The sequence below is a fragment of the Streptomyces sp. NPDC048171 genome (assembly GCF_043202655.1).
Taxonomy (GTDB): Bacteria; Actinomycetota; Actinomycetes; order Streptomycetales; family Streptomycetaceae; genus Streptomyces.
This window is the reverse complement of record NZ_JBIDAU010000005.1, coordinates 611,149-636,611: the sequence shown is the minus strand read 5'-3', so window position 1 is coordinate 636,611 and position 25,463 is coordinate 611,149. Positions and strand designations below refer to the sequence as shown.

The window sequence follows — 25,463 nt, the reverse complement described above, 5'->3', positions numbered from 1 at the left end:
CTCTCGGGCTTTCCTCCGGGCGCTTCCCTTCGGTCTTGCGTTTCCGACTCTATCAGATCTTTCCGACCCGATTTCCTCGGTGCTTTCCAGGTTCCTGCTTTCGCGTTTCCCTTTCCGGCGGTTCCGACTCTATCAGATCCTTTCGGACTCTGATTCCCCGTCAGAGGGGGTCGTCTTCCCGGCCCTCGGGCCGTTCCGACGAGGTGAGACTCTAGCGGATTCCCCGGCTCCCGAGCCAATCGGGGGCCGCGTCCTTTCGAACGTGGATTCCTCATTCCGTAAATACGCGCACCGACAGAGCGACTGTTCGTCGAAGAGTGGTTGGTACTTGCGGAATCGCTGTCCGGGGACCGACCGGGGTCGGCGCTCACGTCGGACAACTCGGAGAACACTACGAGTGCGGGTGGGGCGTGTCAAATCCGGGTCAGGGCGGCAGTCCTGGGCGTACGCTGGGGTCCATGACGACGCGTACGTGTAGCCAGCTCTGGTGGGCCGCCTGACGGCGGCCGTCTCACGTATGCACTCAACGGCCGCCGCTTCGGCGGCCGTTCTCGTATCTCCCTCCAGGAGGGGCGGCCGGCGGGTGGCGGCGGCCCTGACCAGGAGGTGGAGAGATGACGCGGGTCTTCAGTGGGGTCAAGCCGACGGGGCACCTGACGCTGGGGAACTACCTGGGAGCCATGCGGCAGTGGGCCGCGGTGGACCAGCACCGGTCCGACGCGCTGTTCTGCGTCGTGGACCTGCACGCGCTGACCGTGGACCACGATCCGGCGCGGGTGCGCAGACTGAGCCGGCAGGCGGCGTCGCTGTTGCTGGCGGCGGGGCTGGACCCCGGCCTGTGCACCGTGTTCGTGCAGAGTCATGTGGACGAGCACGCCCGGCTGTCGTACGTACTGGAGTGCGTCGCGACCGACGGGGAGATGCGGCGGATGATCCAGTACAAGGAGAAGGCCGCGCGGGAGCGGGAGCGGGGCGGGAGTGTGCGGCTGTCGCTGCTGACGTATCCCGTGCTGATGGCGGCGGACATCCTGGCGTACGGGACGGACGAGGTGCCGGTCGGGCACGACCAGACGCAGCACGTCGAGCTGGCGCGGGACCTCGCGGTGCGGTTCAACCAGCGGTACGGGCACACCTTCGTGGTGCCGCGGGCCACGAATCCGGCGGTGGCGGCCCGGGTGATGAATCTGCAGGAGCCGGCCTCGAAGATGGGGAAGAGCGACGACGTCGGGCCCGGGATCGTCTATCTGCTGGACGAGCCGGACGTGGTGCGGAGGAAGGTCATGCGGGCGGTGACCGACAGCGGGCGCGAGGTCGTGTACGACCGGGGTGAGCGGCCGGGGCTCGCGAACCTGCTGGAGATCCTCGCCGCCTGTGTGGGTGGCGAACCGGCGGACCTGGCCGAGGCGTACGACTCGTACGGCGCACTCAAGAAGGACACCGCGGAGGCCGTCGTCGAGGTGCTGCGGCCCGTGCAGCGGCGGCATCAGGAGCTGTGCGCGGATCCCGGCTACGTCGAGGGCGTGCTGCGGGAGGGCGCGGAGAAGGCGCGGGGCATGGCCCGGCCGACCGTGGACGCGGCCTACCGGGCGATCGGGCTGTTGCCGCCGGTGGACGCGGACCGGTAGGCCCCGGGGCTGGTGGCGAGGCGCGACGCGAAGTGCCGGCGCGTCGTGACCTCGCTGCCGAAGCCCGCCCGGCGGGCGACCTCGCGGCGAAGTGAGGGCGTCAGTCCTTGGTGCCGGTGGCCAGTTCGCGGCTGCGGTCGCGGGCCGCCTCCAGGGCGGCGATGAGGGCGGCGCGGACGCCGTGGCTCTCCAGTTCGCGGATGGCGTTGATGGTGGTGCCGGCGGGGGACGTGACGTTCTCGCGGAGTTTGACCGGGTGCTCGCCGCTGTCGCGGAGCATCTTCGCGGCGCCGATCGCGGACTGGACGATCAGGTCGTGGGCCTTGTCGCGGGGCAGGCCGAGGAGGATGCCGGCGTCGGTCATGGCTTCGACCAGGAAGAAGAAGTACGCCGGGCCGGAGCCGGAGAGGGCGGTGCAGGCGTCCTGCTGGGACTCGGGGACGCGGAGGGTCTTGCCCACGGCGCCGAAGATCTCCTCCGCGTGGGCGAGGTGGCCGGCGGTGGCGTGGGTGCCGGCGGAGATGACGGACATGGCCTCGTCGACGAGGGCCGGGGTGTTCGTCATGACGCGGACCACGGGGGTGCCGGTGGCCAGGCGCTCCTCGAAGAAACCGGTGGGGATGCCCGCCGCGCCGCTGATGACCAGTCGGTCGGCGGGGATGTGCGGGGCGAGTTCGTCGAGGAGCGTGCCCATGTCCTGCGGCTTGACCGTGAGGATGAGGGTGTCGGCGGCCTTGGCGGCCTCGGCGTTGGTGACGGGGGTGACTCCGTAGCGGGTGCGGAGTTCGTCGGCGCGCTCCTGGCGGCGGGCGGTGACCAGGAGGTCGGCGGGTGACCAGCCGGCGCCGATCATGCCGCTGAGCAGGGCTTCGCCGATCTTTCCGGTGCCGAGGACTGCGACTTTCTGGGTCATGGCGTTCGGTGCCCTCCGGTGCCCTGTCTGGGGTGTGTCGTCCGTCTTCGTCATCCTCGCATTCGCTGGGGTGGGCGGGGGCGTCGTGTCCAGTCCGCGGGACGTCGGTGGTGGGTGCCGTCGAGTCGTTTCGCCCCCGCCGCCCCTTCCCGTCCCGTCTGCTAGGGCGTCCTGCGTTTCAAGGTGGCCGCGCCCAGGGCCAGGACCAGGAGGGCGCAGCCGGCGACGATCAGGGTGTCGCGTACGAAGGCCGCGGTCATGTCGGTGTGGCGGAGGACCTCGTTCATGCCGTCGACCGCGTAGGACATGGGCAGGACGTCGGAGACGGCCTCCAGGGCGGGGTGCATGTTGTCGCGCGGGGTGAAGAGGCCGCAGAGGAGGAGCTGGGGGAAGATCACTGCCGGCATGAACTGCACCGCCTGGAACTCGGAGGCCGCGAAGGCCGAGACGAAGAGGCCGAGTGCGGTGCCCAGGAGGGCGTCCAGCAGGGCCACGAGGAGGAGCAGCCAGGGGCTGCCCGTGACGTCCAGGCCGAGGAACCAGACCGCGAGCCCGGTCGCGAGGGCCGACTGGACGATGGCGAGGGTGCCGAAGGCGAGGGCGTAGCCGGCGATGAGGTCGGCCTTGCCGAGCGGCATGGCGAGGAGGCGTTCGAGGGTGCCGGAGGTGCGCTCGCGCAGGGTGGCGATGGACGTCACCAGGAACATCGTGATCAGCGGGAAGATCCCGAGGAGTGAGGCGCCGATGTTGTCGAAGGTGCGCGGGCTGCCGTCGAAGACGTAGCGCAGCAGGAACAGCATCACGCAGGGGATCAGGAGCAGGAGCGCGATGGTGCGGGGGTCGTGGCCGAGCTGGCGCAGGACACGGGCCGCGGTGGCGCTGGTGCGGGTGAGGCTCAGGGCTCGGGTGGGGGCCGGGGTGAGGGTGGGCGCGGGGGCGGCGGAGGTGGTCATGGGGTGGGCTCCTTCGTGCGGGCGGCCGTGGTGGCCTCGTCGACCAGGTGCAGGAAGGCCTCCTCGACGGTCTCCGAGCCGGTACGGGTGCGCAGGGCGTCGGGGGTGTCGTCGGCGAGGATCCGGCCCTCGCGCATGAGGAGGAGGCGGTGGCAGCGCTCGGCCTCGTCCATGACGTGGGAGGAGACGAGGAGGGTGGTGCCGCGGTCGGCGGCGAGGGAGTGGAAGAGGGTCCACAGGTCGCGGCGGAGGACGGGGTCGAGGCCGACGGTCGGTTCGTCGAGGACGAGGAGTTCGGGGGCGCCGAGCAGGGCGACGGCGAGGGAGACACGGCTGCGCTGGCCGCCGGAGAGGTTGCCGGCGAGGGCGTCGGCGTGGGTGGTGAGGTCGACCTCGGCGACGACGCGGGTGACGTCGTCGCGGCGTCGGTCGGCCAGGGCGCGGCCGGGCGCGAGGATCGCGGCGAAGTAGTCGAGGTTCTGGCGGACGGTCAGGTCGTCGAAGACGGACGGAGCCTGGGTGACGTAGCCGATACGGGTGCGCAGGGCGGGGTGGCCGGCCGGGCGGCCCAGGACGTCGAGGGTGCCGGTGGCCTTGGCCTGGGTGCCGGCGATGGCGCGCATGAGGGTCGACTTGCCGCAGCCGGAGGGGCCGAGGAGGCCGGTGATCCCGCCGCGCGGGACGGTGAAGCCGAGGGCGCGCAGGACGGTGCGGGGGCCGCGGACGACGGTGAGGTCCTCGGCGCGGACGGCGGGCGGGGCGGGGTCGCCGCCTTCTGCTCCGGGTGGCCGGGAGGCGTAATTCATCATGTGATGAATACTCCTCCCGGTCGTCCGGTGCGTCAAGCCGTCGGGGTCGTCGCGAGCAGGAGCCGGACGTCGTAGGTCTCCTCGACCGTCCCGTCCGGGAAGGCGGCCAGGAGGTGGCGGCGTTCCTCGGCGAGGAACGCCGCGCTGTGTGCCGCGCCGTGGGTGAGGAAGACCGAGTGGCTGCCGAGGTTGGCGAGGTGGGTATCGAGGGGGACGCGGCGACTCCAGCGGATGTCGCGGCGGGTGAAGGCGAGGCTGCCGGTGGGGTCGGCGGCGCGGGCGTCGACGTTGCGCTTCTCGGCGGAGACGTCGATGTCGAAGTGGCTCTCGATGCGTCGGGCGGCGGCCCTGATCCACGGGACGTCGAGGGCGTCCGTGTTCCACCAGAGCGCCAGCGCGCCGCCCGGACGCAGCACGCGCAGCGCCTCCGGGATCGCCAGGGCGGGGTCGGTCCAGTGCCAGGCCTGGGCGTAGGTGAGGAAGTCGGCGTGGTGGCCGGCAAGGGGCAGGGTGTTGCCGTTGCCCCGGACGATCGGCACGTCGGGGAGGGTGCGGCGGAACTCGGCGGCCATGCCGGGGCCGGGCTCCACGGCGACCACGTCGGCGCCGCGCGCGTGCAGGAGGGCGGTGGCGATGCCCGTACCGGCACCGACGTCCACGACGCGGGAGCCCTTCAGGGGGCGGCCGGCCAGTTCCTCCAGGGCGTCGAGGAGGGCGGGCGGGTACGAGGGGCGGTTCGCGGCGTACTGGGCCGCGGCGGCGTTGAAGGAGTGGGCGCGGACGCCGCGGTCGGACGGGGTGGCTTCCCCGGGGGTCACGGGTGTCGTCATGCGGCCATGGTGGCTGCGTTCCCGCGGGACAGGGCCTACTTGCGGCGGCGCTTCTTCGGGTTGCCCGAGCGGCGGGTGGTGCGCTTCTCGTACTCCGTGCGGGCCTTCTCGTACTCCTCCCGGTGCAGTTTCTCCCCTGGGGCCTCGGCGAGGGTGCGGAAGAAGTAGGCGAGGAGGGAGCCGACGAAGCCGATGGCCAGCAGGCCGCGCATCTGGGCCTGGCGGTCGGGGTCGGGACGGCCGGTGAAGCCGGACCAGGTGTGGCGGAAGGCCAGGGCGCTGCAGATCGCGAACATCACGACCATCAGCAGTGAGACGAAGCTGCCGATGTCGGCGATCCGGAGGCCGTCGTAGGCGACGCGGAGCACGAAGCAGGCGGCGGCCGCCGCGGCCAGGGAGCCCACGGCGAGGCCCGCCCGCCGGGCGCCGTAGCCGCCGTCGTGGTTCACCCAGGTCGTGCCGTAGAACCGGAGGGGTTCGGGGCGGGGGCCGGGCGTGGAGCCCGCGGGGGTCTCCGGGATGCCGTTCTTGCCGTTCTCTGCGCTCACGGGTCGATTATGGCGCCGGGGGTGCCGCGGGCTCCGGGTGGGATCAGCAGCGCGGGGCGACGTACCCGTCGGTGCCGGTGCGCACGTAGGCGTCGGAGACGTACTGGCCGCTGCCGATGCTGTCCCAGATGTTCGACGAGCCGTACGGGCCGGAGACCCGGGTGCCCGGGGTCTGGCAGCTGATCGAGACACTGGCGCCCTCGGGCAGGGTGCGCACGATCGCGTAGCCGGTGCCGGGGCCGCTGCGGACGTTCAGCCGGTAGCCCGGTGCGACCGGGTAGCTGCGCCGGGCCGCTGCCGCCGTGGTCACGGCTCCCGGCGCCGCCTTCTCGTCCTCGCCGTCCCCTACGGCCGGAATCTGGTCGACAGACATGGAAATCCTCCCCCGTTGTGCCCCACGACGTTCATGGGGCCCCGTTGATACCCCAAGAACAAGCCATGAAACACCAGTTCGCAACTCGCACAGGCGGTACGGCCCGCCGCCTCTGTCCCGTACGCCCCATCGACTAGGCTCCGAGCGTCGCTCGCGCGAACGAACAGCACGGGGGTGGATCCATGGCGCCGCAGCGGAACGCCGGAGCGGGCGCGGAAGCGGAACTTCCGGAGTATGCCGGTCACTACCTGCTGGAGTCGTGCCTGGGCTCCGGCGGCATGGGCGTCGTCCACCTGGCCCGCGGTACCTCCGGTATGCGGGTCGCGGTGAAGGTCGTACACGCCTCGTATGCCAAGGATCCCGAGTTCAGGGGGCGTTTCCGGCAGGAGGTGGCGGCGGCCCGGCGGGTCAGCGGAGCCTTCACGGCGCCGGTCGTGGACGCCGATCCGGAGGCCGGACGGCCCTGGATGGCCACGCTCTACATCCCCGGGCCCACGCTCTCCGAGCAGGTGAAGCGGAACGGGCCCATGGACGAGGCCCAGTTGCGCCGGCTGATGGCCGGGCTCGCCGAGGCGCTGCGGGACATCCACCGGGTCGGCGTCGTGCACCGGGACCTGAAACCGAGCAACGTGCTGCTCGCCGAGGACGGCCCGAAGGTCATCGACTTCGGCATCTCCCGGCCGAAGGACAGCGAACTGCGCACCGAGACCGGCAAGTTGATCGGGACGCCGCCGTTCATGGCGCCCGAGCAGTTCCGGCGGCCCCGGGACGTGGGGCCCGCGGCGGACGTCTTCGCCCTCGGGTCGCTGATGGTGCACGCGGCGACCGGGCGGGGGCCCTTCGACTCCGACAGTCCGTACGTCGTCGCCTATCAGGTCGTGCACGACGAGCCCGACCTGACCGGCGTCCCGGAGACGCTGGCGCCGCTGGTGCTGCGGTGCCTCGCCAAGGAGCCCGAGGACCGGCCCACGCCGGACGAGCTGATGCGGCAGTTGCGGTCGGTGTCGGCGGAGTACGACACGCAGGTGTTCATACCGGCGCAGCGGGAGGCGAAGCCGCCTGCCCCGGCGCCCGCCGAGGCCCCGGACGCTCCCGCCGACGCACCGGACGCTCCCGCCGAGCCGGCTGCGCGGCGGCTGGGGAAGCGGGCGGCGCTGGTGGCCGGTGCGGTCTGCCTCACCATGCTCGGCGGGCTCGTCTCGGTCCAGGTGTTCGGCGACGGCGAACCCGCGCCCAGGACGCCCGCCGCGAAGAGCGCGCCGAGTGGCTTCGGCGCGTGGGAGACGGCGTCCGCCGGGAAGGGCGGTGGCATGCCCCAGTGCTCGTACGCGGAGCGGCGGCTGCTGTGCGCGCGGCCCGGTCTGGTCTTCGCCGTCGATCCGGCCGACGGCGGCATCCTGTGGCGGCACGCCGTCGAGGAGACCGTGCGCGGCGAACCGCCGGTCCTGTCGGGCGGGCTCGTGCAGCCCGAGGTCGGTCTGCTGGGCCGCCCGCTGGAGGCGCTCGACCCGGCCACCGGCGAGCCGGCGTGGGAGGAGGACATGCCCGCGTACGACGGGCTGCGGTGCGTCGGCGACATGCTCCTGCTCACCCGCGCCGACGGGATGGTCACCGGCGTGGACAGCGCCTCGGGGCGGACCCGGTGGTCGCACCGGATCCCCGGTCAGTCCGTGCCGTACTTCACCTCGTTCCCCGGGGAGCGGCGGCCGGCGGCGTACGCGACGAGTGAGTCGGCGGACGGGAACCGCACCCGGGTCACCGCGGTGGACCCGGCGAGCGGGGACGTGCGGTGGGAGGCGGAGCTGGAGGGATCGCTGGCGCTCGTGGGCGCGGCGGAAGGGTCCGTGTACCTCGTCCCCGAAGAAGCGACCCACGGCGACGCGAGGGCCGTGGTCCGCTACACGCCCGCCACCGGGGAGACCCGCCGGGTGGACCTGCCGATCCCGGTCGAGCTGGCGACGGTCGGCGTGCACGGGGACACCGTGCACCTCGCGGGAGCGGGCGGTTCGGTGGTGGCCGTCGACATGGCGGCCGGGAAGCAGAAGTGGCGGCTGGAGACCGGGGTGAGCCGGAGTTCGGCACCCGTCTCCGACGGCCGGCACGTGTACGTCACCGCGCCCGACGGGCGGCTCCTCGCTGTCGACGCCAGCAAGGGCAAGCTCCTCGGTCAGACCCGGACGCGGCTCGGCGCCGACTCCGACCGGGTCCCGGCGTCGCTGCCCGCGCCGCTGGTCGCGGGCGGCCACGTCTACGCCGCCGCGCCCGACGGGACCGTGTTCGGCGTGGACGGGCGGGACCCCGCCGCCTGGTGAGCGGGGCCCCAGCGGGGTCAGCCCAGCTTGGACACGTCGCGGACGGCGCCCTTGTCCGCGCTGGTCGCCATCGCGGCGTACGCCCTCAGGGCCGCGGAGACCTTGCGGTCGCGGTTCCTCGGGGCGTACACGCCGTTCAGCGCCTGGTCGCGGCGGGCCAGTTCGGCGTCGTCCACGAGCAGTTCGATGGAGCGGTTCGGGATGTCGATGCGGACGCGGTCGCCGTCCTCGACGAGGGCGATCGTGCCGCCGGCCGCCGCCTCCGGGGAGGCGTGGCCGATGGACAGCCCCGAGGTGCCGCCGGAGAAGCGGCCGTCGGTGACCAGGGCGCAGGCCTTGCCGAGGCCGCGGCCCTTCAGGTACGAGGTCGGGTAGAGCATCTCCTGCATGCCGGGGCCGCCCTTGGGGCCCTCGTAGCGGATGACGACGACGTCGCCCTCCTTGACCTGCTGGGTGAGGATCTTCTGGACGGCCTCCTCCTGCGACTCGCAGACCACCGCCGGGCCCTCGAAGGTCCAGATGGACTCGTCGACGCCGGCCGTCTTGACCACGCAGCCGTCCGCGGCGAGGTTGCCGCGCAGGACGGCGAGGCCGCCGTCCTTGGAGTAGGCGTGCTCGACGGAGCGGATGCAGCCGCCCTCGGCGTCCTCGTCCAGGGAGTCCCAGCGCTCGGACTGGGAGAAGGCCTCGGCGGAGCGCTTGCAGCCCGGGGCCGCGTGCCAGAGCTCCACGGCCTCCTTCGAGGGGGAGCCGCCGCGCACGTCCCAGGTCTTCAGCCAGTCGGCCAGGGAGGGGCTGTGCACGGAGTGGACGTCCTCGTTGAGCAGGCCGCCGCGGTGCAGTTCGCCGAGGAGGGCGGGGATGCCGCCCGCGCGGTGCACGTCCTCCATGTAGTACGTGCGGTCCTTGGCGACGTTGGGCGCGACCTTGGCGAGGCAGGGGACGCTGCGCGAGAGGGCGTCCATCTCGGCGAGGCCGTAGGAGACCTCCGCCTCCTGGGCGGCGGCCAGCAGGTGCAGGATCGTGTTGGTGGAGCCGCCCATCGCGATGTCCAGCGCCATGGCGTTGCCGAAGGCCGCGGGGGTGGCGATGTTGCGGGGCAGGACCGAGTCGTCGTCCTGCTCGTAGTAGCGACGGGTCAGGTCGAGGACCGTGCGGGCGGCGTTCTCGTAGAGCGCCTTGCGGGCGGTGTGGGTGGCCAGGACCGAGCCGTTGCCGGGGAGGGAGAGGCCGATGGCCTCGGTCAGGCAGTTCATCGAGTTGGCGGTGAACATGCCGGAGCAGGAGCCGCAGGTGGGACAGGCGTTCTCCTCGATCCGGAGGATGTCCTCGTCGGAGATCTTGTCGTTGACCGCCTCCGACATCGCGTCGACCAGGTCCAGCGTGCGGACCGTGCCGTCCACCAGGGTGGCGCGGCCGGACTCCATCGGGCCGCCGGAGACGAAGACCGTCGGGATGTTCAGGCGCAGCGCCGCGTTGAGCATGCCCGGGGTGATCTTGTCGCAGTTGGAGATGCAGATCAGGGCGTCGGCGCAGTGGGCCTCGACCATGTACTCCACGCTGTCCGCGATCAGGTCGCGGGAGGGCAGGGAGTAGAGCATGCCGCCGTGGCCCATGGCGATGCCGTCGTCCACGGCGATCGTGTTGAACTCGCGCGGGATGCCGCCGGCCGCGACGACCGCCTCGCTGACGATGCGGCCGACCGGGGCGAGGTGCGTGTGGCCCGGCACGAACTCCGTGAAGCTGTTGGCGACGGCGATGATCGGCTTCCGCCCGATGTCCGCGCCGGGTACACCGGAGGCACGCATAAGGGCGCGGGCGCCCGCCATGTTGCGGCCGTGGGTGACTGTGCGGGACCTCAGTTCGGGCATCGTCGCTCGCTCCTTCGGAGAGTTATGACTGCCGTCGAGCGTACGCCCGTCATCCAGGGGTCGGGACAGGGTGTCCGGAATGCGGGACGCCCGTCTCGCGCGCGGTGGGCCGGGCGGGGGCTCAGGGGCCCGTGAGGTGGCCCTGTACGACCGGGGCGAGCCGCGCGACGATCTGCTCCGGGTCGGCGGAGGCCAGCGGCTCCACCTTGATCACGTAGCGGAGCATCGCGCAGCCGACCAGCTGTGCCGCGGCCAGCTCGACGCGGAGCTCCGCGTCCGGGGCGTCCAGGCGGGCGGCGACGCGCTGCATCACCTGGGTGGCGATCAGCCGGCGGAAGACGGCGGCGGCGGTGTCGTTGTTCACCGCGGAGCGGACGATGGCCAGCACCGGCTTGCGGGTCGTGGGGTTCTCCCAGACGCCGATGATGAAGCGGGTGAGCTGCTCGCCCACCCCGTCGAGGGGAGCGTCGACGATCGCGGCCGGTGCCTCCAGGGCGGGCGCGAAGGCGACCTCGATCGCCGCCTCGAAGATCTGCTCCTTGGTCCCGAAGTAGTGGTGGACGAGGGCCGCGTCCACGCCGGCCGCCTTGGCGATGCCCCTGACGGACGTCTTCTCGTAGCCGTGCTCCGAGAACTCCTCGCGGGCCGTGGTGAGGATGCGGTCGCGGGTGCCGGCGGACTCCGTGCGCGGCGGGCGGCCGCGGCGGCGGGTGGTCCCGCCGGTCCCGCTCACCGGCGGCGCGCCTTCGTCGGAGAGGCCGGCGACGCCGAAGCCAGGTGCAGGCGGGCGAAGGCCAGGGCCTCGGCGAGGTCGGCCTCACGTTCGGCGCCTGACATGGCGCGCCGGGTGTTGACCTCGATGACGACATGGCCGTCGAAGCCGGTGTCCGCGAGCCCTTCCAGCAGCTCGGCGCAGGGCTGGTCGCCCCGGCCGGGGACCAGGTGCTCGTCCTTGGCGGAGCCCTTGCCGTCGGCGAGGTGGACGTGGCCCAGGCGGTCGCCCATGCGGCCGACCATGTCGAGGGCGTCGGTGCGGGAGGTCGAGGCGTGGCTGAGGTCGATCGTGAAGTGGCGGTAGTCGTCCTTCGTCACGTCCCAGTCGGGGGCGTACGCCTGCATCTCGCGGTCGCGGTAGCGCCAGGGGTACATGTTCTCGACGGCGAAGCGGACGTCCGTCTCGTCCGCCATCCGCCAGATGCCGTTGACGAAGTCCCGCGCGTACTGGCGCTGCCAGCGGAACGGCGGGTGGACCACGACGGTGCTCGCGCCGAGCCGCTCGGCGGCCGCGCGGGCGCGCTGGAGCTTGACCCAGGGGTCGGTGGACCAGACGCGCTGGGTGATGAGCAGGCACGGCGCGTGCACGGCCAGTATCGGCACGCGGTGGTAGTCGCTGAGTCTGCGCAGCGCGTCGATGTCCTGGCTGACCGGATCCGTCCAGACCATCACCTCGACGCCGTCGTAGCCGAGGCGTGCGGCGATCTCGAAGGCCGTCGCCGTCGACTCCGGGTAGACGGATGCCGTCGACAGGGCGACCTTCGCGTCCGGGATTCGGACTGCGTCCCTGGGTTTTGCCACGGGGGTCAGGTTACGGGGTGCGGGTTGGAGGGGGCGGGGCGCCTGTTCACCGTTGCGGTGAGTGCCGTGTGGCGGGTGCGGGAGCGTCGTGGTTGCGCGCGCACCCGCGGCGGAGCCGCGCATCGATACAGCCCCGCGCCCCTTTTGGGGCGCGTCATGGCTGGACCATGTGGTCCAGTCTGCGGAGGATCACGCCCTCCCTCAGGGCCCACGGGCAGATTTCCAGGTTCTCCACGCGGAAGAGGTCCATCGCCGCCTCGGCGACCAGCGCGCCGGCCAGGAGCTGGTTCGCGCGGCCCTCGGAGACGCCGGGGAGTTCGGCGCGCTCGGCGGCGGTCATGGCGGCCAGGCGGGGGACCCATGCCTCCAGAGAGGCCCGTTTCAGCTCGCGCTGGACGTAGAGGCCCTCGGCGGAGCGGGCGGCGCCGGCGATGCGGGCCAGTTGCCGGAAGGTCTTGGACGTGGCGACCACGTGGTCGGGCGTGCCGGAGCGGCTGAACTCGCCGACCGTCCGGGCGATCTCCGTACGGACGTGCCGGCGCAGCGCCCTGACGGCGTCCGGCTCGGGCGGGTCGCCGGGGAGCCAGCCGGCCGTGAGGCGGCCCGCGCCCAGCGGCAGCGACGCGGCCGTGTCCGGCTCCTCGTCCATGCCGTAGGCGATCTCCAGGGAGCCGCCGCCGATGTCCAGGACCAGCAACTTGCCCGCGGACCAGCCGAACCAGCGGCGGACGGCGAGGAAGGTGAGCCGCGCCTCCTCCGCGCCGCTGAGGACCGTCAGCTCGACGCCGGTCTCGGCCCGTACCCGCGCGAGGACGTCGTCGGCGTTGGTCGCCTCGCGCACGGCGGAGGTGGCGAACGGGAGGATCTCCTCGACGCCCTTGTCCTCGGCCGCCTGAAGCGCGTCGAGGACGACCGCGACCAGCTTGTCGACGCCTTCGGGGCCGATGGCGCCGTCCTCGTCGAGGAGCTGGGCGAGGCGGAGATCCACCTTGTGCGAGTGGGCGGGCAGGGGGCGGGCGCCGGGGTGCGCGTCCACCACCAGCAGGTGCACCGTGTTCGAACCCACGTCGAGGACACCGAGTCTCATGTACGGAACGCTACTGCCAGCGGGGCGGGCGGCGGTGCCGTCATCCGCCTTCGGCGTCTTACCCTGGAGCCGTGCCAAAGACGAAAAAGGCGAAGGCTGAAAAGTCGGCCAAGAAGGACAAGAGGCGCGTAATGGGCGACGAGAAGGGGCTTGACTTCGCCCGGGCGTGGGTGGAGTTCCCCGATCCGGCGGACGACGAGCAGGTCTTCCGGTGCGACCTGACATGGCTGACCTCCCGCTGGAACTGCATCTTCGGCAGCGGCTGCCAGGGCATCCAGGCCGGCCGCGCGGACGACGGGTGCTGCTCGCTGGGCGCGCACTTCTCCGACGAGGACGACGAGAAGCGCGTCGCCGAGCACGTGGCGCGACTCACGCCGGACATCTGGCAGCACCACGCCGAGGGCACGCGGGACGGCTGGACCTCCGAGGACGACGAGGGCTCCCGGCAGACCCGTCCCTTCCAGGGCTCCTGCATCTTCCAGAACCGGCCCGGTTTCGCCGGGGGCGCGGGCTGCTCGCTGCACATCCTGGCCCTGAAGGAGGGCCGGGAGCCGCTGGAGACCAAGCCGGACGTGTGCTGGCAGCTGCCGGTGCGGCGGACGTACGAGTGGATCGACCGGCCCGACGACACGCGCGTGCTCCAGGTGTCGATCGGTGAGTACGACCGGCGCGGCTGGGGTCCCGGCGGGCACGACCTGCACTGGTGGTGCACCTCGGCGACCTCGGCGCACGGCGCGGGCGACCCGGTGTACGTCTCGTACCGGCCCGAGCTGATCGAGCTGATGGGCAAGGCGGGGTACGACCGGCTGGTCGAGCTGTGCGAGGAGCGGCTGGCCTCGCAGTTGCCGCTGCTGGCGCCGCATCCGGCGGATCCCGCTCGCTGAGTGCCGCGCCCGCCTCGCTTGTTCGTCCTGGGAGCCCCGGGAGTCCTGGGGGTCCTGGGGGGTCCCGGGGGTTCTGGGAAGCCCAGGGCTTCTAGGAGGTGGAAGGGCTCGGGTCGCCGGTGTCGTCCGGCAGGGGCGAGGAGCCGGTGCCGCCCGTCGGGGACGGGCCGGTCGGCGACGGGTCCGGGTCGGACGGGGACGGTGACGGGTCCTCGGTGGGCGTCGGGTCCGGGTCGGGCTGCGAGGTCGACGGCGACGGGTCCGGGTCCGGGGCGGACGGGGACGGCGAGTGGTCCGGGGTGCTGGGGCGCGGGCCCGGGCGGGAGGGGCCGGGCGCGGTGCCGTATCCCTTGATCGTGACGACCGCGCCGACGGGCGACACCGCCACGCGGGCGGTCCAGTGGCCGGACGGCTCGTGCAGGTGGTCGACGTACACCCGGATCGTGCGGGACTCGCCGGGTCGCAGGGTGCCGGAGGACTGGCTCAGGTAGAGCCAGGGCGCCCCGACGGAGGCGGACCAGCGGACCGGGTCGTCGCCGGTCGCGGTCAGGGTGACCAGCGTGGTGTCGCCGTCGTGGCCGGCCGTGACGCTCAGCGCGCTCTTCTCGCCCGCGCCGGAGACGCTGACGACCTCCACGGAGACGTCGGCCTCGCCGTTCTCCTCGAAGCCGGTGCCGGGGGTGGTGCTGGCGTTGCCCGCGTTCTCGTAGCCGCCGCCGGCGGAGTCGCCGTCCAGGCCGTCGGGGCTCTGTGCCTCGCTGGCGCTGGACGAGCGGCCGTCCTCGCCCTCCACGACGGGGGTGCCGCGGTAGGCCGCCCACAGGGCGAGCACGGGCGCCGCCACGACGGTGGCGACGACGGTCGTGGTGACGGCACGCGCCCGCATCCGGTCCCGGCGGGCGGCGCGGTCCTTGGGGTCCATGGGGAAGCCGCGGCGGTCGAAGCGGGGGGCGGCGATCCGGGCTCGCGGGACGTGCGCCATGGCGACGTGCAGCGCGGTGCGGGGGGCCTCCAGGACGGGGAGTTCGGCCGGAGTGACGCTGGTGCCGGGCCAGCGGCCGGGGATCGCGCGTTCTGCCGTGCGGCGGCAGCGGGGGCAGTCGTCCACGTGCCGGACCAGTTCGCGGCGCAGGGCGGCGCTGAGCACGTACCGGTTGTCGCCGGTGAGGCGCGCAACGCCGGTGCAGGTGCCGGTCTCCACGACGGCCAGGGCGGCGCGGGTGCGTTCGACCTCGCAGGCGGCGGAGGCGAGGAGTTCCCGGGTGGCGGCCAGGTCCATGCCGAGGACCGCGGCAACCTCGTGGGGGGCCAGACGGTGGCGGACGGCGAGTTCCAGGGCCTCGCGCTGCTCCGGGGTGGTGCCGGCGGCCTCCGGCCAGGCCAGCTGGGCGAGTTCGCCCCGGTGGCGTTGCCGGGTCTCGTCGTCGGGGGTGTCGGTGGCCGTCGCTTCGGAGGTGGTGTCGCTGGTGCTCGTGCTCGCGGGGCGGCCTGCCGCATGGCTGCTCTGACGTTTCTGCTTGGCCTCGGTCAGCCTGCGGAGGCAGGCCCAGCGGGCCAGGGCGTACAGCCACGGCCTGCGGTCCTGGGCGGAACCGGGGCCGCGGTTGCCGCGGCGCTGGGCGAGCGCCAGGACGTCGCCCAGGGCGGCGGTCGCGGCGGTGTGGTCGCAGAGCACGGACAGGCAGTACGTGAACAGGCCGTCCAGATACGCGTCGTACGCCGCGTGGCGGGCGGGCGGCCGCTGCGCCAGGGAACGCGCAGCGGCGCGGTCGCGCGCCTCCCGGTGCGCTCGGTGTGCGCCGGTCGTGCGGGTCGTGGTCTCCGGACTGCTCCTCATCACTCGGCGACCGTAGGGGGCTATGGGTGGCGCGAACTGGCGCGTTGGGCACTTTTAATCCGTACGGGTGAAACGATCCCTCATAAGGGGACAGGAGGCGGTTGTCCCGCGGGGTGGGGTGCCTCCGTGACCGCGCCCGCGTCCCGGTGTCAGTGGGGGCCGTTACGGTTCGTGCATGGCTGCCCGTGCGAAGTCCACCAAGGAACGGCCGTCCTTCCGCTGCACCGAGTGCGGCTGGCAGACGGCCAAATGGCTCGGCCGCTGTCCCGAGTGCCAGGCCTGGGGCACCGTCGAGGAGTACGGCGCGCCCGCCGTGCGGACGACGTCGCCGGGGCGCGTGACCACCTCCGCGGTGCCGATCGGTGAGGTCGACGGGCGGCAGGCGACCGCGCGGTCGACCGGTGTGCCGGAGCTGGACCGGGTGCTGGGCGGCGGGCTGGTGCCCGGTGCCGTGGTGCTGGTCGCGGGTGAGCCCGGGGTCGGGAAGTCCACCCTGCTGCTGGACGTGGCGGCCAAGTCCGCGAGCGACGAGCACCGGACGCTCTACGTCACGGGCGAGGAGTCGGCGAGCCAGGTGCGGCTGCGGGCCGACCGGATCGACGCGATCGACGATCATCTCTACCTCGCCGCCGAGACCGATCTGGCAGCGGTGCTGGGGCATCTGGACGCGGTCAAGCCGTCGCTGCTGATCCTGGACTCCGTGCAGACCGTCGCCTCCCCCGAGATCGACGGCGCCCCCGGCGGCATGGCGCAGGTGCGGGAGGTGGCGGGGGCACTGATCCGCGCCTCCAAGGAGCGCGGGATGTCCACCCTGCTCGTGGGGCACGTCACCAAGGACGGCGCCATCGCCGGCCCGCGGCTGCTGGAGCACCTGGTGGACGTGGTGCTGCACTTCGAGGGCGACCGGCACGCACGGCTGCGGCTGGTGCGGGGGGTCAAGAACCGGTACGGCACGACCGACGAGGTCGGCTGCTTCGAGCTGCACGACGAGGGGATCACCGGGCTCGCCGACCCCAGCGGGCTGTTCCTCACCCGGCGCGCCGAACCCGTGCCGGGTACCTGTCTGACCGTCACCCTGGAGGGCCGCCGGCCGCTGGTGGCCGAGGTGCAGGCGCTGACCGTGGATTCCCAGATTCCGTCGCCCCGTCGTACGACCTCGGGGCTCGAGACGTCCCGGGTGTCCATGATGCTGGCGGTGCTGGAGCAGCGGGGCCGGATCAGCGCCCTGGGGAAGCGGGACATCTACAGCGCGACGGTCGGGGGCGTGAAGCTGTCCGAGCCCGCCGCCGACCTCGCCGTCGCGCTCGCGCTGGCCAGTGCGGCCAGTGACACCCCGCTGCCCAAGAACCTCGTCGCGATCGGTGAGGTCGGCCTCGCCGGAGAGGTGAGACGGGTCACGGGCGTGCAGCGCCGGCTCTCCGAGGCGCACCGGCTGGGCTTCACGCACGCCCTGGTACCGAGCGACCCCGGCAGGGTTCCCGACGGCATGAAGGTCCTGGAAGTCGCGGACATAGGGGACGCCCTGCGGGTGCTTCCGCGCTCGCGTCGGCGAGACGCCCCACGGGAGGAGGAGGACCGCCGGTAGACTTTGCCCTGGTCTCGCCCGTCCGTACGACCGAGTGTGCGACGAGGGCGGGCCGGAAGAACCTGCGACCGGAGGAGTGCAGTGGCAGCCAACGACCGGGCAGCAGCTCCCGGAAAGTCCGGTGGGAGTGCCGGTGCCGATGGCCTGATGCGCGCCTCGCTGAGCGCCGTGGCGCCCGGCACGCTGCTGCGGGACGGCCTGGAACGGGTCCTTCGCGGCAACACCGGCGGTCTGATGGTGCTGGGGTCGGACAAGACCGTCGAGTCGATGTGTACGGGCGGCTTCGTACTGGACGTCGAGTTCACGGCGACCCGCCTGCGCGAGCTGTGCAAGCTCGACGGCGGCATCGTGCTCTCCTCGGACCTGTCGAAGATCCTGCGGGCGGGCGTCCAGCTGCTGCCCGACCCGACCATTCCGACCGAGGAGACCGGCACCCGGCACCGCACGGCGGACCGGGTCAGCAAGCAGGTCGGCTTCCCCGTCGTGTCCGTCTCGCAGTCCATGCGGCTCATCGCCCTCTACGTCGACGGGCAGCGGCGCGTCCTGGAGGACTCCGCCGCGATCCTGTCCCGGGCCAACCAGGCACTGGCCACCCTGGAGCGCTACAAGCTCCGGCTCGACGAGGTCGCCGGCACGCTCTCCGCGCTGGAGATCGAGGACCTGGTGACCGTCCGGGACGTGTCGGCGGTCGCCCAGCGGCTGGAGATGGTGCGCCGGATCGCCACCGAGATCGCCGAGTACGTGGTGGAGCTGGGCACGGACGGGCGGCTGCTGGCGCTTCAGCTGGACGAGTTGATCGCCGGCGTGGAGCCGGAGCGTGAGCTGGTCGTGCGGGACTACGTGCCGGAGCCGACCGCCAAGCGGTCCCGCACGGTCGACGAGGCGCTCGCCGAGCTGGACAAGCTCAGCCACGCCGAGCTGCTCGAACTGTCCACGGTGGCCCGGGCGCTGGGATACACCGGGTCCCCCGAGACGCTGGACTCCGCGGTGTCGCCGCGCGGCTTCCGGCTGCTGGCGAAGGTGCCGCGGCTGCCGGGCGCGATCATCGACCGGCTCGTGGAGCACTTCGGCGGCCTGCAGAAGCTGCTCGCCGCCAGCGTGGACGACCTCCAGACGGTGGACGGCGTCGGCGAGGCGCGGGCGCGCAGCGTGCGTGAGGGGCTGTCGCGGCTGGCGGAGTCGTCGATCCTCGAGCGTTACGTCTGACCCCGTCGGCCCCCGACTGCTCGCGTCAGTCGCTCTTCAGCACGAAGGACGTCCGCACCTTCGCGAACCCGGGCGCCTTGGCCTCCACCAGGTACGTCCCCGCCTTGGCCGAACCCGCCGGGGGCGTACCGCACTCGGGGGCGCTCGGCTTCCGGTCCCACTTCACGGTGTAGGCGATGCCGCTGTTCGCGGCCACCCGGTACTGGAGGCTGGCCTTGCTCTTGTCCTTGACGCAGTCGTCCGAGGCCCAGTAGGCGTCGTCGCCGCTGGCCGGGGTGATGGTGAACACCGCGTGTTCGGGGCCCAGATCGACCTTGCAGTCGCCGCCGGAGGTGTTCCGCGCGGTCAGTTCGAAGGCGGGGGTCTGTCCGGGCGTGTAGCTGTTGCGGACGCTGCGCAGGCTGAACTTCACCGCGCTCGGGGTGCAGTTGGGCAGGGCCGAACCGCCCGGCAGGGCGTCTCCCGCGCCGACGCCCGTCGCCGCGCCGCCCCCGGAGCCCCCGCCACCGGCGCTGCCGGGGTTGTCGGCGTCCTCGCCGGAACCGGCGCCCTCGCCCGAACCGTCCTCGCCGCCGCCGGAACCCGAACCCGACCCCGTACCACCGGAGTCCGCGCTGCCCGACTCGTCGCGGCCGCCCGGGGCCTCACTGATCGCGGGCCCGGATCCCGAGGGTCCCGGCGTGATCGACGGGGCCGGGTTCTTGCCGTCGGCTCCGTCGTCGCGCCCCTTGCCCCCGTCTCCGCCGCCGGAGACCACGATCCACGTGATCAGCAGCGCCAACAGGGCGAACAGGGACAGCAGTACGGCCCTCCGTCGCCAGTAGATGGAGGAGGGAAGCGGCCCGACCGGATTGCGCAGAGATCCCACGGCGCAAACTGTACGAGAGATCCGCGCGTTCCCCTGTCCCACCCGCCGTTCCGGCCCGCAACTTTTACGGATCATCATCCCGGAGACCGGCCCCACCCCCTGCCGATCGTCGGGTGTCGGACGCGCCGATCGCAGGGGGTGACGATTTCGACCATCCGGCTACCGTCCGTGAACTGCCCAAGCCGGGTCGTCAGGCGGCGCCGACGCCGCGGAGTCCCGATGCGCCCGGCCCCGGGCCCCGGCAGCGCCGGCCGGGAAGAAACCTTCCCTCGCCCACGCCCCGAGCGACGGACCCCGCGGCACCCCGGCCGGCGGGCCGGTGTCCTGGGCGCCACGGGTGGCGGTGCACCCGTGCGGTGGTCTCGTCGTGGCAGGATCGGAGGGTCATGACTGCGCCCACGAAGTCCTCGCACAGCGGCCCCTCCGACCCCGCCGCCGCCTCGTCCGGCGTGCCGTTGCACGCCCCCGTCATCGACTGGTTCGCCGAGCACGCCCGCGACCTGCCGTGGCGGCGCCCGGAGGCCGGCGCGTGGGGCGTGATGGTCAGTGAGTTCATGCTCCAGCAGACGCCGGTGAGCCGCGTCCAGCCCGTCTACGAGCAGTGGCTGGCGCGCTGGCCGCGCCCCGCCGACCTCGCCGCCGAGGCGCCCGGCGAGGCGGTCCGTGCCTGGGGCCGGCTCGGCTACCCGCGCCGCGCCCTGCGCCTGCACGGTGCCGCCGCGGCCATAACGGAACGGCACGGCGGCGACGTACCGGCGGACCACGCCCAGTTGCTGGCGCTGCCCGGCATCGGCGAGTACACGGCCGCCGCCGTCGCCTCCTTCGCCTACGGCCAGCGGCACCCCGTGCTGGACACCAACGTCCGCCGGGTGTTCGCCCGCGCGGTGACCGGCGTGCAGTACCCGCCGAACGCCACCACCGCCGCCGAGCGGAAGCTGGCGCGCGCGCTGCTGCCGGAGCAGGAGACGAGGGCCGCCCGGTGGGCCGCCGCCTCCATGGAGCTGGGCGCGCTGGTCTGCACGGCGAAGAACGAGTCGTGCCAGCGCTGCCCGATCGCCGGGCAGTGCGCCTGGCGGCTGGCCGGCAAGCCCGCGCACGACGGACCGCCGCGCCGCGGCCAGACGTACGCGGGCACCGACCGGCAGGTGCGCGGCCGGCTGCTCGCGGTGCTGCGGGAGGCGTCCGGGCCGGTGCCGCAGTCGGCCCTCGACCAGGTGTGGCACGAGCCGGTCCAGCGGGCCCGCGCCCTGGACGGCCTGGTGTCCGACGGTCTGGTGGAACCGCTGGCGGACGGGCTGTACCGGCTGCCGCTGAGCTGACGGACAGCGGGGACACAGGGGCGGCGGTGCCGGTGTCACGGAAACACCAGCCCCGTCGGCCCCGGTTACAGCCTTGGTAACGGACAAACAGCCACATACTTCCATCAAGTGGCCCGCCGATTTACCCGGTTCCTACTTCCGTTACACAACCGACGGACAGCCGAGTGTTCGTCGCAGGCTGCTCCGCACAGCGCCGTGACAACGCTTCCCTACCTTCGTTTCTGTGCCCGGCGGGCACGGCAGGACCAGGGACCACAGGCAGTGGGCCGGCGGTGACCACACCGGCGGAGTACGGGGATCGGAAGGCGGTTGACCATGGGCGAGGTGCTCGAGTTCGAGGAGTACGTCCGGACGCGGCAGGACGCGCTGCTGCGCAGTGCCCGGCGTCTGGTCCCGGATCCGGTCGACGCCCAGGACCTGCTGCAGACCGCGCTGGCGCGGACGTACCGCCGCTGGTCGACCATCGAGGACAAGCGGCTGGCCGACGCCTACCTGCGCCGGGTCATGATCAACACGCGGACCGAGTGGTGGCGGGCGCGGAAGCTGGAGGAGGTGCCGACCGAGCAGCTCCCCGAGTCCTGCGTGGACGACTCCACCGAGCAGCACGCGGACCGCGCCCTGCTGATGGACGTCATGAAGGTGCTCGCCCCGAAGCAGCGCAGCGTCGTGGTGCTGCGACACTGGGAGCAGATGTCCACGGAGGAGACCGCCGCCGCCCTCGGCATGTCGGCCGGCACGGTCAAGAGCACGCTGCACCGGGCGCTCGCCCGGCTCCGTGAGGAGCTGGTCGCCCGCGATCTGGACGCACGGGCGCTGGAGCGTGAGGAGCGGGAGCGTTGCGCGGCCTGACCGTCGGTCGATCACCCGGGGGGACCCGGAGGGGCACGCAGGCGACGAGTGCGGCGGTGGCCGTGTTCGTCGCCCTCGGCGCGTGTCTGTCCGGCTGCGCGGCCGGCGGCACCGGCACCCGTGACGAGGGCGCGGCCCACGCGGACGCGGTGGGCGGCGCCGCCTCCTCGTCGCCGGCCGCCTCCCCCTCGAAGGTCCCCGACCGGGTGGACGCGGTGCGGCTGGTCAAGTCGGACCCCAAGGTCTCCGAAGAGGTCAAGCACGAGCTGAAGCCGTGCGTCGCCGACGAGTACCCCGTCGACGTGTCGTACGGCGAGCTGACCGGCGGCACGGCGGAGGACGTCGTGGTCAACGTCCTGACGTGCGGTGACGCGGTGGGTGTGGGCAGTTACGTGTACCGCGAGGAGGACGGCGCGTACCAGAATGTGTTCCGCACCGAGGAGCCTCCGGTCTACGCGGAGATCGACCGCGGCGACCTGGTGGTGACCAAGCAGGTGTACGAGCGGGGCGACCCGGTCTCCAGTCCGTCCGGCGAGAACGTCATCACGTACCGCTGGGCGTCGGGCCGGTTCGCCGAGCAGTACCGCACCCACAACGACTACAGCAACGCCGCGGGCAACGCGCCGTCTCCGGTCCCGGACGCGGACGGCTGAGGCGGGCGGGCGTGAACCGATCGGGCCGCTCGCCACGATGACCGGGTGAACGCGGTGCGCGGCCCGGGCGTCCGTCCCAGTGGGCGTCCGTGACCGCACCCGCGTCCGGCGACCGCACCCGACCCATCACAACGAGGACTGAGAGCACCGGGATGGCAGACCAGACCCACGTCCTGTTCGTCGAGGACGACGACGTCATCCGCGAGGCCACCCAGCTCGCCCTGGAGCGGGACGGCTTCGCGGTCACCGCGATGCCCGACGGGCTGTCCGGCCTGGAGTCCTTCCGGACCGACCGGCCCGACATCGCGCTGCTCGACGTCATGGTCCCGGGGCTGGACGGGGTGAGCCTGTGCCGCCGGATCCGGGACGAGTCCACGGTGCCGGTGATCATGCTGTCGGCGCGGGCGGACTCCATCGACGTCGTCCTGGGTCTGGAGGCCGGTGCCGACGACTACGTCACCAAGCCGTTCGACGGGGCCGTGCTGGTCGCCCGGATCCGGGCGGTGCTGCGGCGCTTCGGCCACGCCGGCGGCGGGGACCGGGGGGACGCGGCGGACCACGCGGACACCGGGGGCGTGCTCACCTTCGGCGAGCTGGAGGTGGACACCGAGGGCATGGAGGTGCGCCGGGCCGGACGGCCCGTGGCGCTCACGCCGACGGAGATGCGGCTGCTGCTGGAGTTCTCCTCGGCGCCGGGGACGGTGCTCTCGCGCGACAAGCTGCTGGAACGGGTCTGGGACTACGGCTGGGGCGGGGACACCCGCGTCGTCGACGTGCACGTGCAGCGGCTGCGCACCAAGATCGGCCAGGACCGGATCGAGACGGTCCGCGGCTTCGGCTACAAGTTGAAGGCCTGAGGCGGGGACACAGGGATATGCGGGGGTTCTTCCGACGCCGGACCGCCTCGCCTCCGGGGCGCGCGGACGGCCGCACGGGGCCGGACGGCGCTACGAGACCGGACGGCGGTGGGCGCGGTCCGGATCCGCGCGGTCCGGGTTCGAACGGGCGGCGTCCGGACGGTCCGGGTTCGAACGGGCGGCGTCCGGACGGGCCGGGTCCGCACGGGCGGCGTCCCGGCGGCACCCGTCCGCGCGGCCTGCGCGCGCGTGGCATCCGCACCGGGCTGCGCTGGAAGCTCAGCGCGGCGATCGCGCTGGTCGGCGCGCTGGTGGCGGTCGTCCTGAGCCTGGTCGTGCACAACGCGGCCCGGGTGTCCATGCTGGACAACGCCCGTGACCTCGCGGACGACCGGATCCTGATCGCCCAGCGCAACTACGAGCTGTCGGGGCGGCAGAACTTCCCCAACGCCAAGATCGACGATCCCGAGCTGCCGGTGGAGCTGCGCCGCAGGGTGGAGGCCGGGCAGCGGGCGACGTACGTCTCCGAGCGGGACGACGGGGTGACGGACATCTGGGCCGCGGTGCCGCTCAAGGACGGGCACGTGATGTCCCTGCACTCCGGTTTCACCGACCGCAGCGCCGACATCCTCACCGATCTCGACCAGGCCCTCGTCATCGGCTCCATCGCGGTGGTCCTCGGCGGCAGCGCGCTCGGGGTGCTCATCGGGCGCCAGCTGTCGCGGCGGCTGCGGGACGCGGCGGCGGCCGCGAACCAGGTCGCCAACGGGGAGCCGGACGTGCGCGTCCGGGACGCCATCGGCGGGGTCGTCCGGGACGAGACCGACGACCTCGCGAGCGCGGTGGACGCGATGGCGGACGCGTTGCAGAAGCGGCTGGAGGCCGAGCGGCGGGTCACCGCGGACATCGCGCACGAGCTGCGGACGCCGGTGACCGGGCTGCTCACCGCGGCCGAACTGCTGCCACCGGGCCGGCCGACCGAGCTGGTCCTGGACCGGGCGAAGGCGATGCGCACGCTCGTCGAGGACGTCCTGGAGGTGGCCCGGCTCGACGGGGCCTCGGAGCGGGCCGAGCTCCAGGACCTGATGCTGGGCGACTTCGTGACCCGGCGGGTGGCGGCGAAGGACCCGGCCGTGGAGGTGCGGGTGATCCACGAGTCGGAGGTGACGACCGACCCGCGCCGCCTGGAGCGGGTGCTGTTCAACCTGCTCGCCAACGCCGCCCGGCACGGCCGCTCGCCGGTCCAGGTCAGCGTCGAGGGCCGGGTGATCCGGGTCCGCGACCACGGGCCGGGCTTCCCCGAGGACCTGCTCGCCGAGGGCCCGAGCCGCTTCCGCACCGGCAGCGCGGACCGGGCCGGGCGCGGGCACGGGCTCGGCCTGACCATCGCGGCCGGCCAGGCCCGGGTGCTGGGCGCCCGCCTCACCTTCCGCAACGTCCGCCCCGCCGGGGCCCCCGACCACGTCCCGGCCGAGGGCGCGGTCGCGGTGCTGTGGCTGCCGGAACACGCGCCGACCAACACGGGGAGCTACCCGATGCTGCCGGACCGGACGGCCCCCGGCCCCGGCCCCGGCTAGCAGGCGAAGTCCTGGTCCAGGTCGAGGCCGCCCTCGCGGGGCTGGGTGAAGGAGAACCAGTTGCCGGAGTCGTCCCGGAAGAGCGCCTCGGTGCCGTACGGGCGCTCCTGCGGCTCCTGGAGGAACTCCACCCCGCGGTCCTTGAGCTTCTTGTAGTCGCCGTGGATGTCGTCGGTGGTCAGCACGCCGGCGCCGAGCGCGCCCTTGGCCACCAGCTTCCGGATCATCTCGGCGGACTCGGGGTCCATCGCCGGGCCGCTCGGGAGCATCAGCGTCAGCTCGACGTCGGGCTGGTTCGGCGAGCCGACGGTGAGCCAGCGCATGCCGCCCTCGCCCATGGTCATGTCGGTGCGGACCTCCAGGCCCAGCTTCTCGGTGTAGAAGCGCTTGGCCCGCTCCTGGTCGAGGACCCAGACGGTCGAGATGGCGAGGCCCTTGATCATGGCGTGCTCCTGCTGTTTCGTGGCCGGTTTCGCTTGCTCTGCCACGGTAGGCAGCATCGCCCTCAGCCCGCTTCTCCGGAATTGCGGCGCACCCCGCCCGCCCAGTGCATGACGTAGCAGCCCGGTATCAGTGCGGTCCCCCGGCCCACGTGCCTGGTCCGGTACTCGCTCGGGGTGAGGCCGGTCCACGCCTTGAACCGGGTGGAGAAGGTGCCCAGGCTGCTGAAGCCGACCAGGTGGCAGATCTCGGTCACGGACAGGTTGGCGGTGCGCAGCATGTCCTCGGCGCGCTCGATGCGGCGGCGGGTGAGGTACTGGCCGGGCGTCTCGCCGTACGTCTCCTTGAAGGCGCGCAGGAAGTGGTACCGCGAGTACCCGGCGTGGGCGGCGACCGCGTCCAGGTCGAGCTCCGGGTCGGCCCAGTCCCGGTCCATGGCGTCCTTCGCCAGCCGCAGCTGCCGCAGCTTGTCCATGGGCCGATGGTGGCAC

24 protein-coding genes and 1 pseudogene are annotated in these 25,463 nt (G+C 73.0%); 10 read left to right on the top strand and 15 right to left on the bottom strand.

Translation table 11 applies throughout. The features are described from left to right. Nucleotides 1-614 precede the first annotated feature (614 nt). Nucleotides 615-1,625, top strand: a complete 1,011-nt coding sequence (trpS, locus tag ACGF3J_RS17495; protein WP_161326305.1) for a tryptophan--tRNA ligase — start codon at nt 615-617, stop codon at nt 1,623-1,625. On the opposite strand, the pseudogene ACGF3J_RS17490 reads toward trpS, so the two are convergent. The 7 genes and pseudogenes from ACGF3J_RS17490 to ACGF3J_RS17460 all read right to left on the bottom strand — a co-directional run. Next, nucleotides 1,580-1,708, bottom strand: a pseudogene (locus tag ACGF3J_RS17490) (AraC family transcriptional regulator); the annotation flags it as partial. The gene trpS and the pseudogene ACGF3J_RS17490 sit on opposite strands and share 46 nt — an antisense overlap. A 17-nt stretch (nt 1,709-1,725) precedes the next feature. After that, a complete protein-coding gene (gene proC, locus ACGF3J_RS17485; RefSeq protein WP_161326306.1) occupies nt 1,726-2,538 on the bottom strand; it encodes a pyrroline-5-carboxylate reductase in 813 nt (270 codons plus the stop codon). Between the two features lie 161 nt (nt 2,539-2,699). Further along, on the bottom strand, nt 2,700-3,491 hold the full coding sequence (locus ACGF3J_RS17480; protein WP_393854254.1) for an ABC transporter permease: 792 nt from the start codon (nt 3,489-3,491) through the stop codon (nt 2,700-2,702). Then, a complete protein-coding gene (locus ACGF3J_RS17475) occupies nt 3,488-4,300 on the bottom strand; it encodes an ABC transporter ATP-binding protein (protein ID WP_161326606.1) in 813 nt (270 codons plus the stop codon). Before ACGF3J_RS17475 ends, ACGF3J_RS17480 begins: the two co-directional genes overlap by 4 nt. Nucleotides 4,301-4,332: 32 nt before the next feature. After that, nucleotides 4,333-5,130, bottom strand: a complete 798-nt coding sequence (locus ACGF3J_RS17470) for a class I SAM-dependent methyltransferase (RefSeq protein WP_161326605.1) — start codon at nt 5,128-5,130, stop codon at nt 4,333-4,335. Between the two features lie 35 nt (nt 5,131-5,165). Further along, nucleotides 5,166-5,678, bottom strand: coding sequence for an EamA/RhaT family transporter (locus ACGF3J_RS17465; RefSeq protein WP_161326604.1), 513 nt, complete (start codon nt 5,676-5,678; stop codon nt 5,166-5,168). A gap of 43 nt (nt 5,679-5,721) precedes the next feature. Continuing rightward, complete coding sequence (locus ACGF3J_RS17460) at nt 5,722-6,051, bottom strand: SH3 domain-containing protein (protein WP_161326603.1); 330 nt, start codon at nt 6,049-6,051, stop codon at nt 5,722-5,724. A gap of 182 nt (nt 6,052-6,233) precedes the next feature. On the opposite strand from ACGF3J_RS17460, the gene ACGF3J_RS17455 reads away from it, so the two are divergent. After that, a complete protein-coding gene (locus tag ACGF3J_RS17455; protein ID WP_161326602.1) occupies nt 6,234-8,363 on the top strand; it encodes a serine/threonine-protein kinase in 2,130 nt (709 codons plus the stop codon). Between the two features lie 17 nt (nt 8,364-8,380). Here ACGF3J_RS17455 and ilvD read toward each other — a convergent pair whose 3' ends face one another. The 4 genes from ilvD to ACGF3J_RS17435 all read right to left on the bottom strand — a co-directional run bounded on the left by ilvD (nt 8,381) and on the right by ACGF3J_RS17435 (nt 12,896). Next, on the bottom strand, nt 8,381-10,234 hold the full coding sequence (gene ilvD / locus ACGF3J_RS17450) for a dihydroxy-acid dehydratase (protein ID WP_393854253.1): 1,854 nt from the start codon (nt 10,232-10,234) through the stop codon (nt 8,381-8,383). Nucleotides 10,235-10,355: 121 nt separating this feature from the next. Beyond that, nucleotides 10,356-10,967, bottom strand: a complete 612-nt coding sequence (locus ACGF3J_RS17445) for a TetR family transcriptional regulator (protein WP_161326600.1) — start codon at nt 10,965-10,967, stop codon at nt 10,356-10,358. Then, on the bottom strand, nt 10,964-11,809 hold the full coding sequence (locus ACGF3J_RS17440; RefSeq protein WP_161326599.1) for a sugar phosphate isomerase/epimerase: 846 nt from the start codon (nt 11,807-11,809) through the stop codon (nt 10,964-10,966). The genes ACGF3J_RS17445 and ACGF3J_RS17440 overlap by 4 nt, the downstream gene beginning before the upstream one ends. A 154-nt stretch (nt 11,810-11,963) precedes the next feature. Continuing rightward, the gene (locus tag ACGF3J_RS17435) at nt 11,964-12,896 is read right to left on the bottom strand and encodes a Ppx/GppA phosphatase family protein (RefSeq protein ID WP_161326598.1); all 933 of its coding nucleotides are present in this window, start codon (nt 12,894-12,896) and stop codon (nt 11,964-11,966) included. A gap of 71 nt (nt 12,897-12,967) precedes the next feature. On the opposite strand from ACGF3J_RS17435, the gene ACGF3J_RS17430 reads away from it, so the two are divergent. Beyond that, nucleotides 12,968-13,780: a hypothetical protein gene (locus tag ACGF3J_RS17430; protein WP_161326597.1), complete on the top strand. Its 813-nt coding sequence runs from the start codon at nt 12,968-12,970 to the stop codon at nt 13,778-13,780. 91 nt (nt 13,781-13,871) lie between these two features. Here ACGF3J_RS17430 and ACGF3J_RS17425 read toward each other — a convergent pair whose 3' ends face one another. Beyond that, nucleotides 13,872-15,617, bottom strand: a complete 1,746-nt coding sequence (locus ACGF3J_RS17425) for a hypothetical protein (protein ID WP_161326596.1) — start codon at nt 15,615-15,617, stop codon at nt 13,872-13,874. Nucleotides 15,618-15,792: 175 nt separating this feature from the next. Here ACGF3J_RS17425 and radA point away from each other — a divergent pair, with 175 nt between their 5' ends. Together radA and disA are read left to right on the top strand one after the other, a co-directional pair. Further along, nucleotides 15,793-17,202 carry a DNA repair protein RadA gene (gene radA, locus ACGF3J_RS17420; RefSeq protein ID WP_161326595.1) on the top strand — a complete coding sequence of 470 codons (1,410 nt, stop codon included), beginning with the start codon at nt 15,793-15,795 and terminating at the stop codon, nt 17,200-17,202. An 81-nt stretch (nt 17,203-17,283) separates the two neighbouring features. Next, nucleotides 17,284-18,408 carry a DNA integrity scanning diadenylate cyclase DisA gene (gene disA, locus ACGF3J_RS17415; protein WP_073726741.1) on the top strand — a complete coding sequence of 375 codons (1,125 nt, stop codon included), beginning with the start codon at nt 17,284-17,286 and terminating at the stop codon, nt 18,406-18,408. A 25-nt stretch (nt 18,409-18,433) separates the two neighbouring features. Here disA and ACGF3J_RS17410 read toward each other — a convergent pair whose 3' ends face one another. Continuing rightward, nucleotides 18,434-19,276 (bottom strand): hypothetical protein, encoded by an 843-nt coding sequence (locus tag ACGF3J_RS17410; RefSeq protein WP_161326594.1) that lies wholly within the window; start codon nt 19,274-19,276, stop codon nt 18,434-18,436. Nucleotides 19,277-19,662: 386 nt separating this feature from the next. Here ACGF3J_RS17410 and ACGF3J_RS17405 point away from each other — a divergent pair, with 386 nt between their 5' ends. From ACGF3J_RS17405 to cseC, 5 genes are all read left to right on the top strand, one after another. Further along, entirely contained in the window at nt 19,663-20,595 is a 933-nt protein-coding gene (locus ACGF3J_RS17405) for an A/G-specific adenine glycosylase (RefSeq protein WP_161326593.1), read from the top strand. A gap of 309 nt (nt 20,596-20,904) precedes the next feature. Further along, entirely contained in the window at nt 20,905-21,444 is a 540-nt protein-coding gene (locus ACGF3J_RS17400) for a SigE family RNA polymerase sigma factor (protein WP_100048447.1), read from the top strand. Beyond that, complete coding sequence (locus ACGF3J_RS17395) at nt 21,432-22,097, top strand: hypothetical protein (RefSeq protein ID WP_202557550.1); 666 nt, start codon at nt 21,432-21,434, stop codon at nt 22,095-22,097. The genes ACGF3J_RS17400 and ACGF3J_RS17395 overlap by 13 nt, the downstream gene beginning before the upstream one ends. A gap of 152 nt (nt 22,098-22,249) precedes the next feature. Next, the gene (gene cseB / locus ACGF3J_RS17390) at nt 22,250-22,954 is read left to right on the top strand and encodes a two-component system response regulator CseB (RefSeq protein ID WP_161326591.1); all 705 of its coding nucleotides are present in this window, start codon (nt 22,250-22,252) and stop codon (nt 22,952-22,954) included. Nucleotides 22,955-22,971: 17 nt separating this feature from the next. Next, nucleotides 22,972-24,531 carry a two-component system sensor histidine kinase CseC gene (gene cseC / locus ACGF3J_RS17385; RefSeq protein WP_237552316.1) on the top strand — a complete coding sequence of 520 codons (1,560 nt, stop codon included), beginning with the start codon at nt 22,972-22,974 and terminating at the stop codon, nt 24,529-24,531. On the opposite strand, the gene ACGF3J_RS17380 is transcribed toward cseC, so the two are convergent. After that, nucleotides 24,528-24,974, bottom strand: coding sequence for a VOC family protein (locus tag ACGF3J_RS17380; protein ID WP_161326607.1), 447 nt, complete (start codon nt 24,972-24,974; stop codon nt 24,528-24,530). The two genes, cseC and ACGF3J_RS17380, sit on opposite strands and share 4 nt — an antisense overlap. 62 nt (nt 24,975-25,036) lie before the next feature. Further along, a complete protein-coding gene (locus ACGF3J_RS17375) occupies nt 25,037-25,447 on the bottom strand; it encodes a helix-turn-helix transcriptional regulator (protein ID WP_161326590.1) in 411 nt (136 codons plus the stop codon). Nucleotides 25,448-25,463 lie beyond the last annotated feature (16 nt).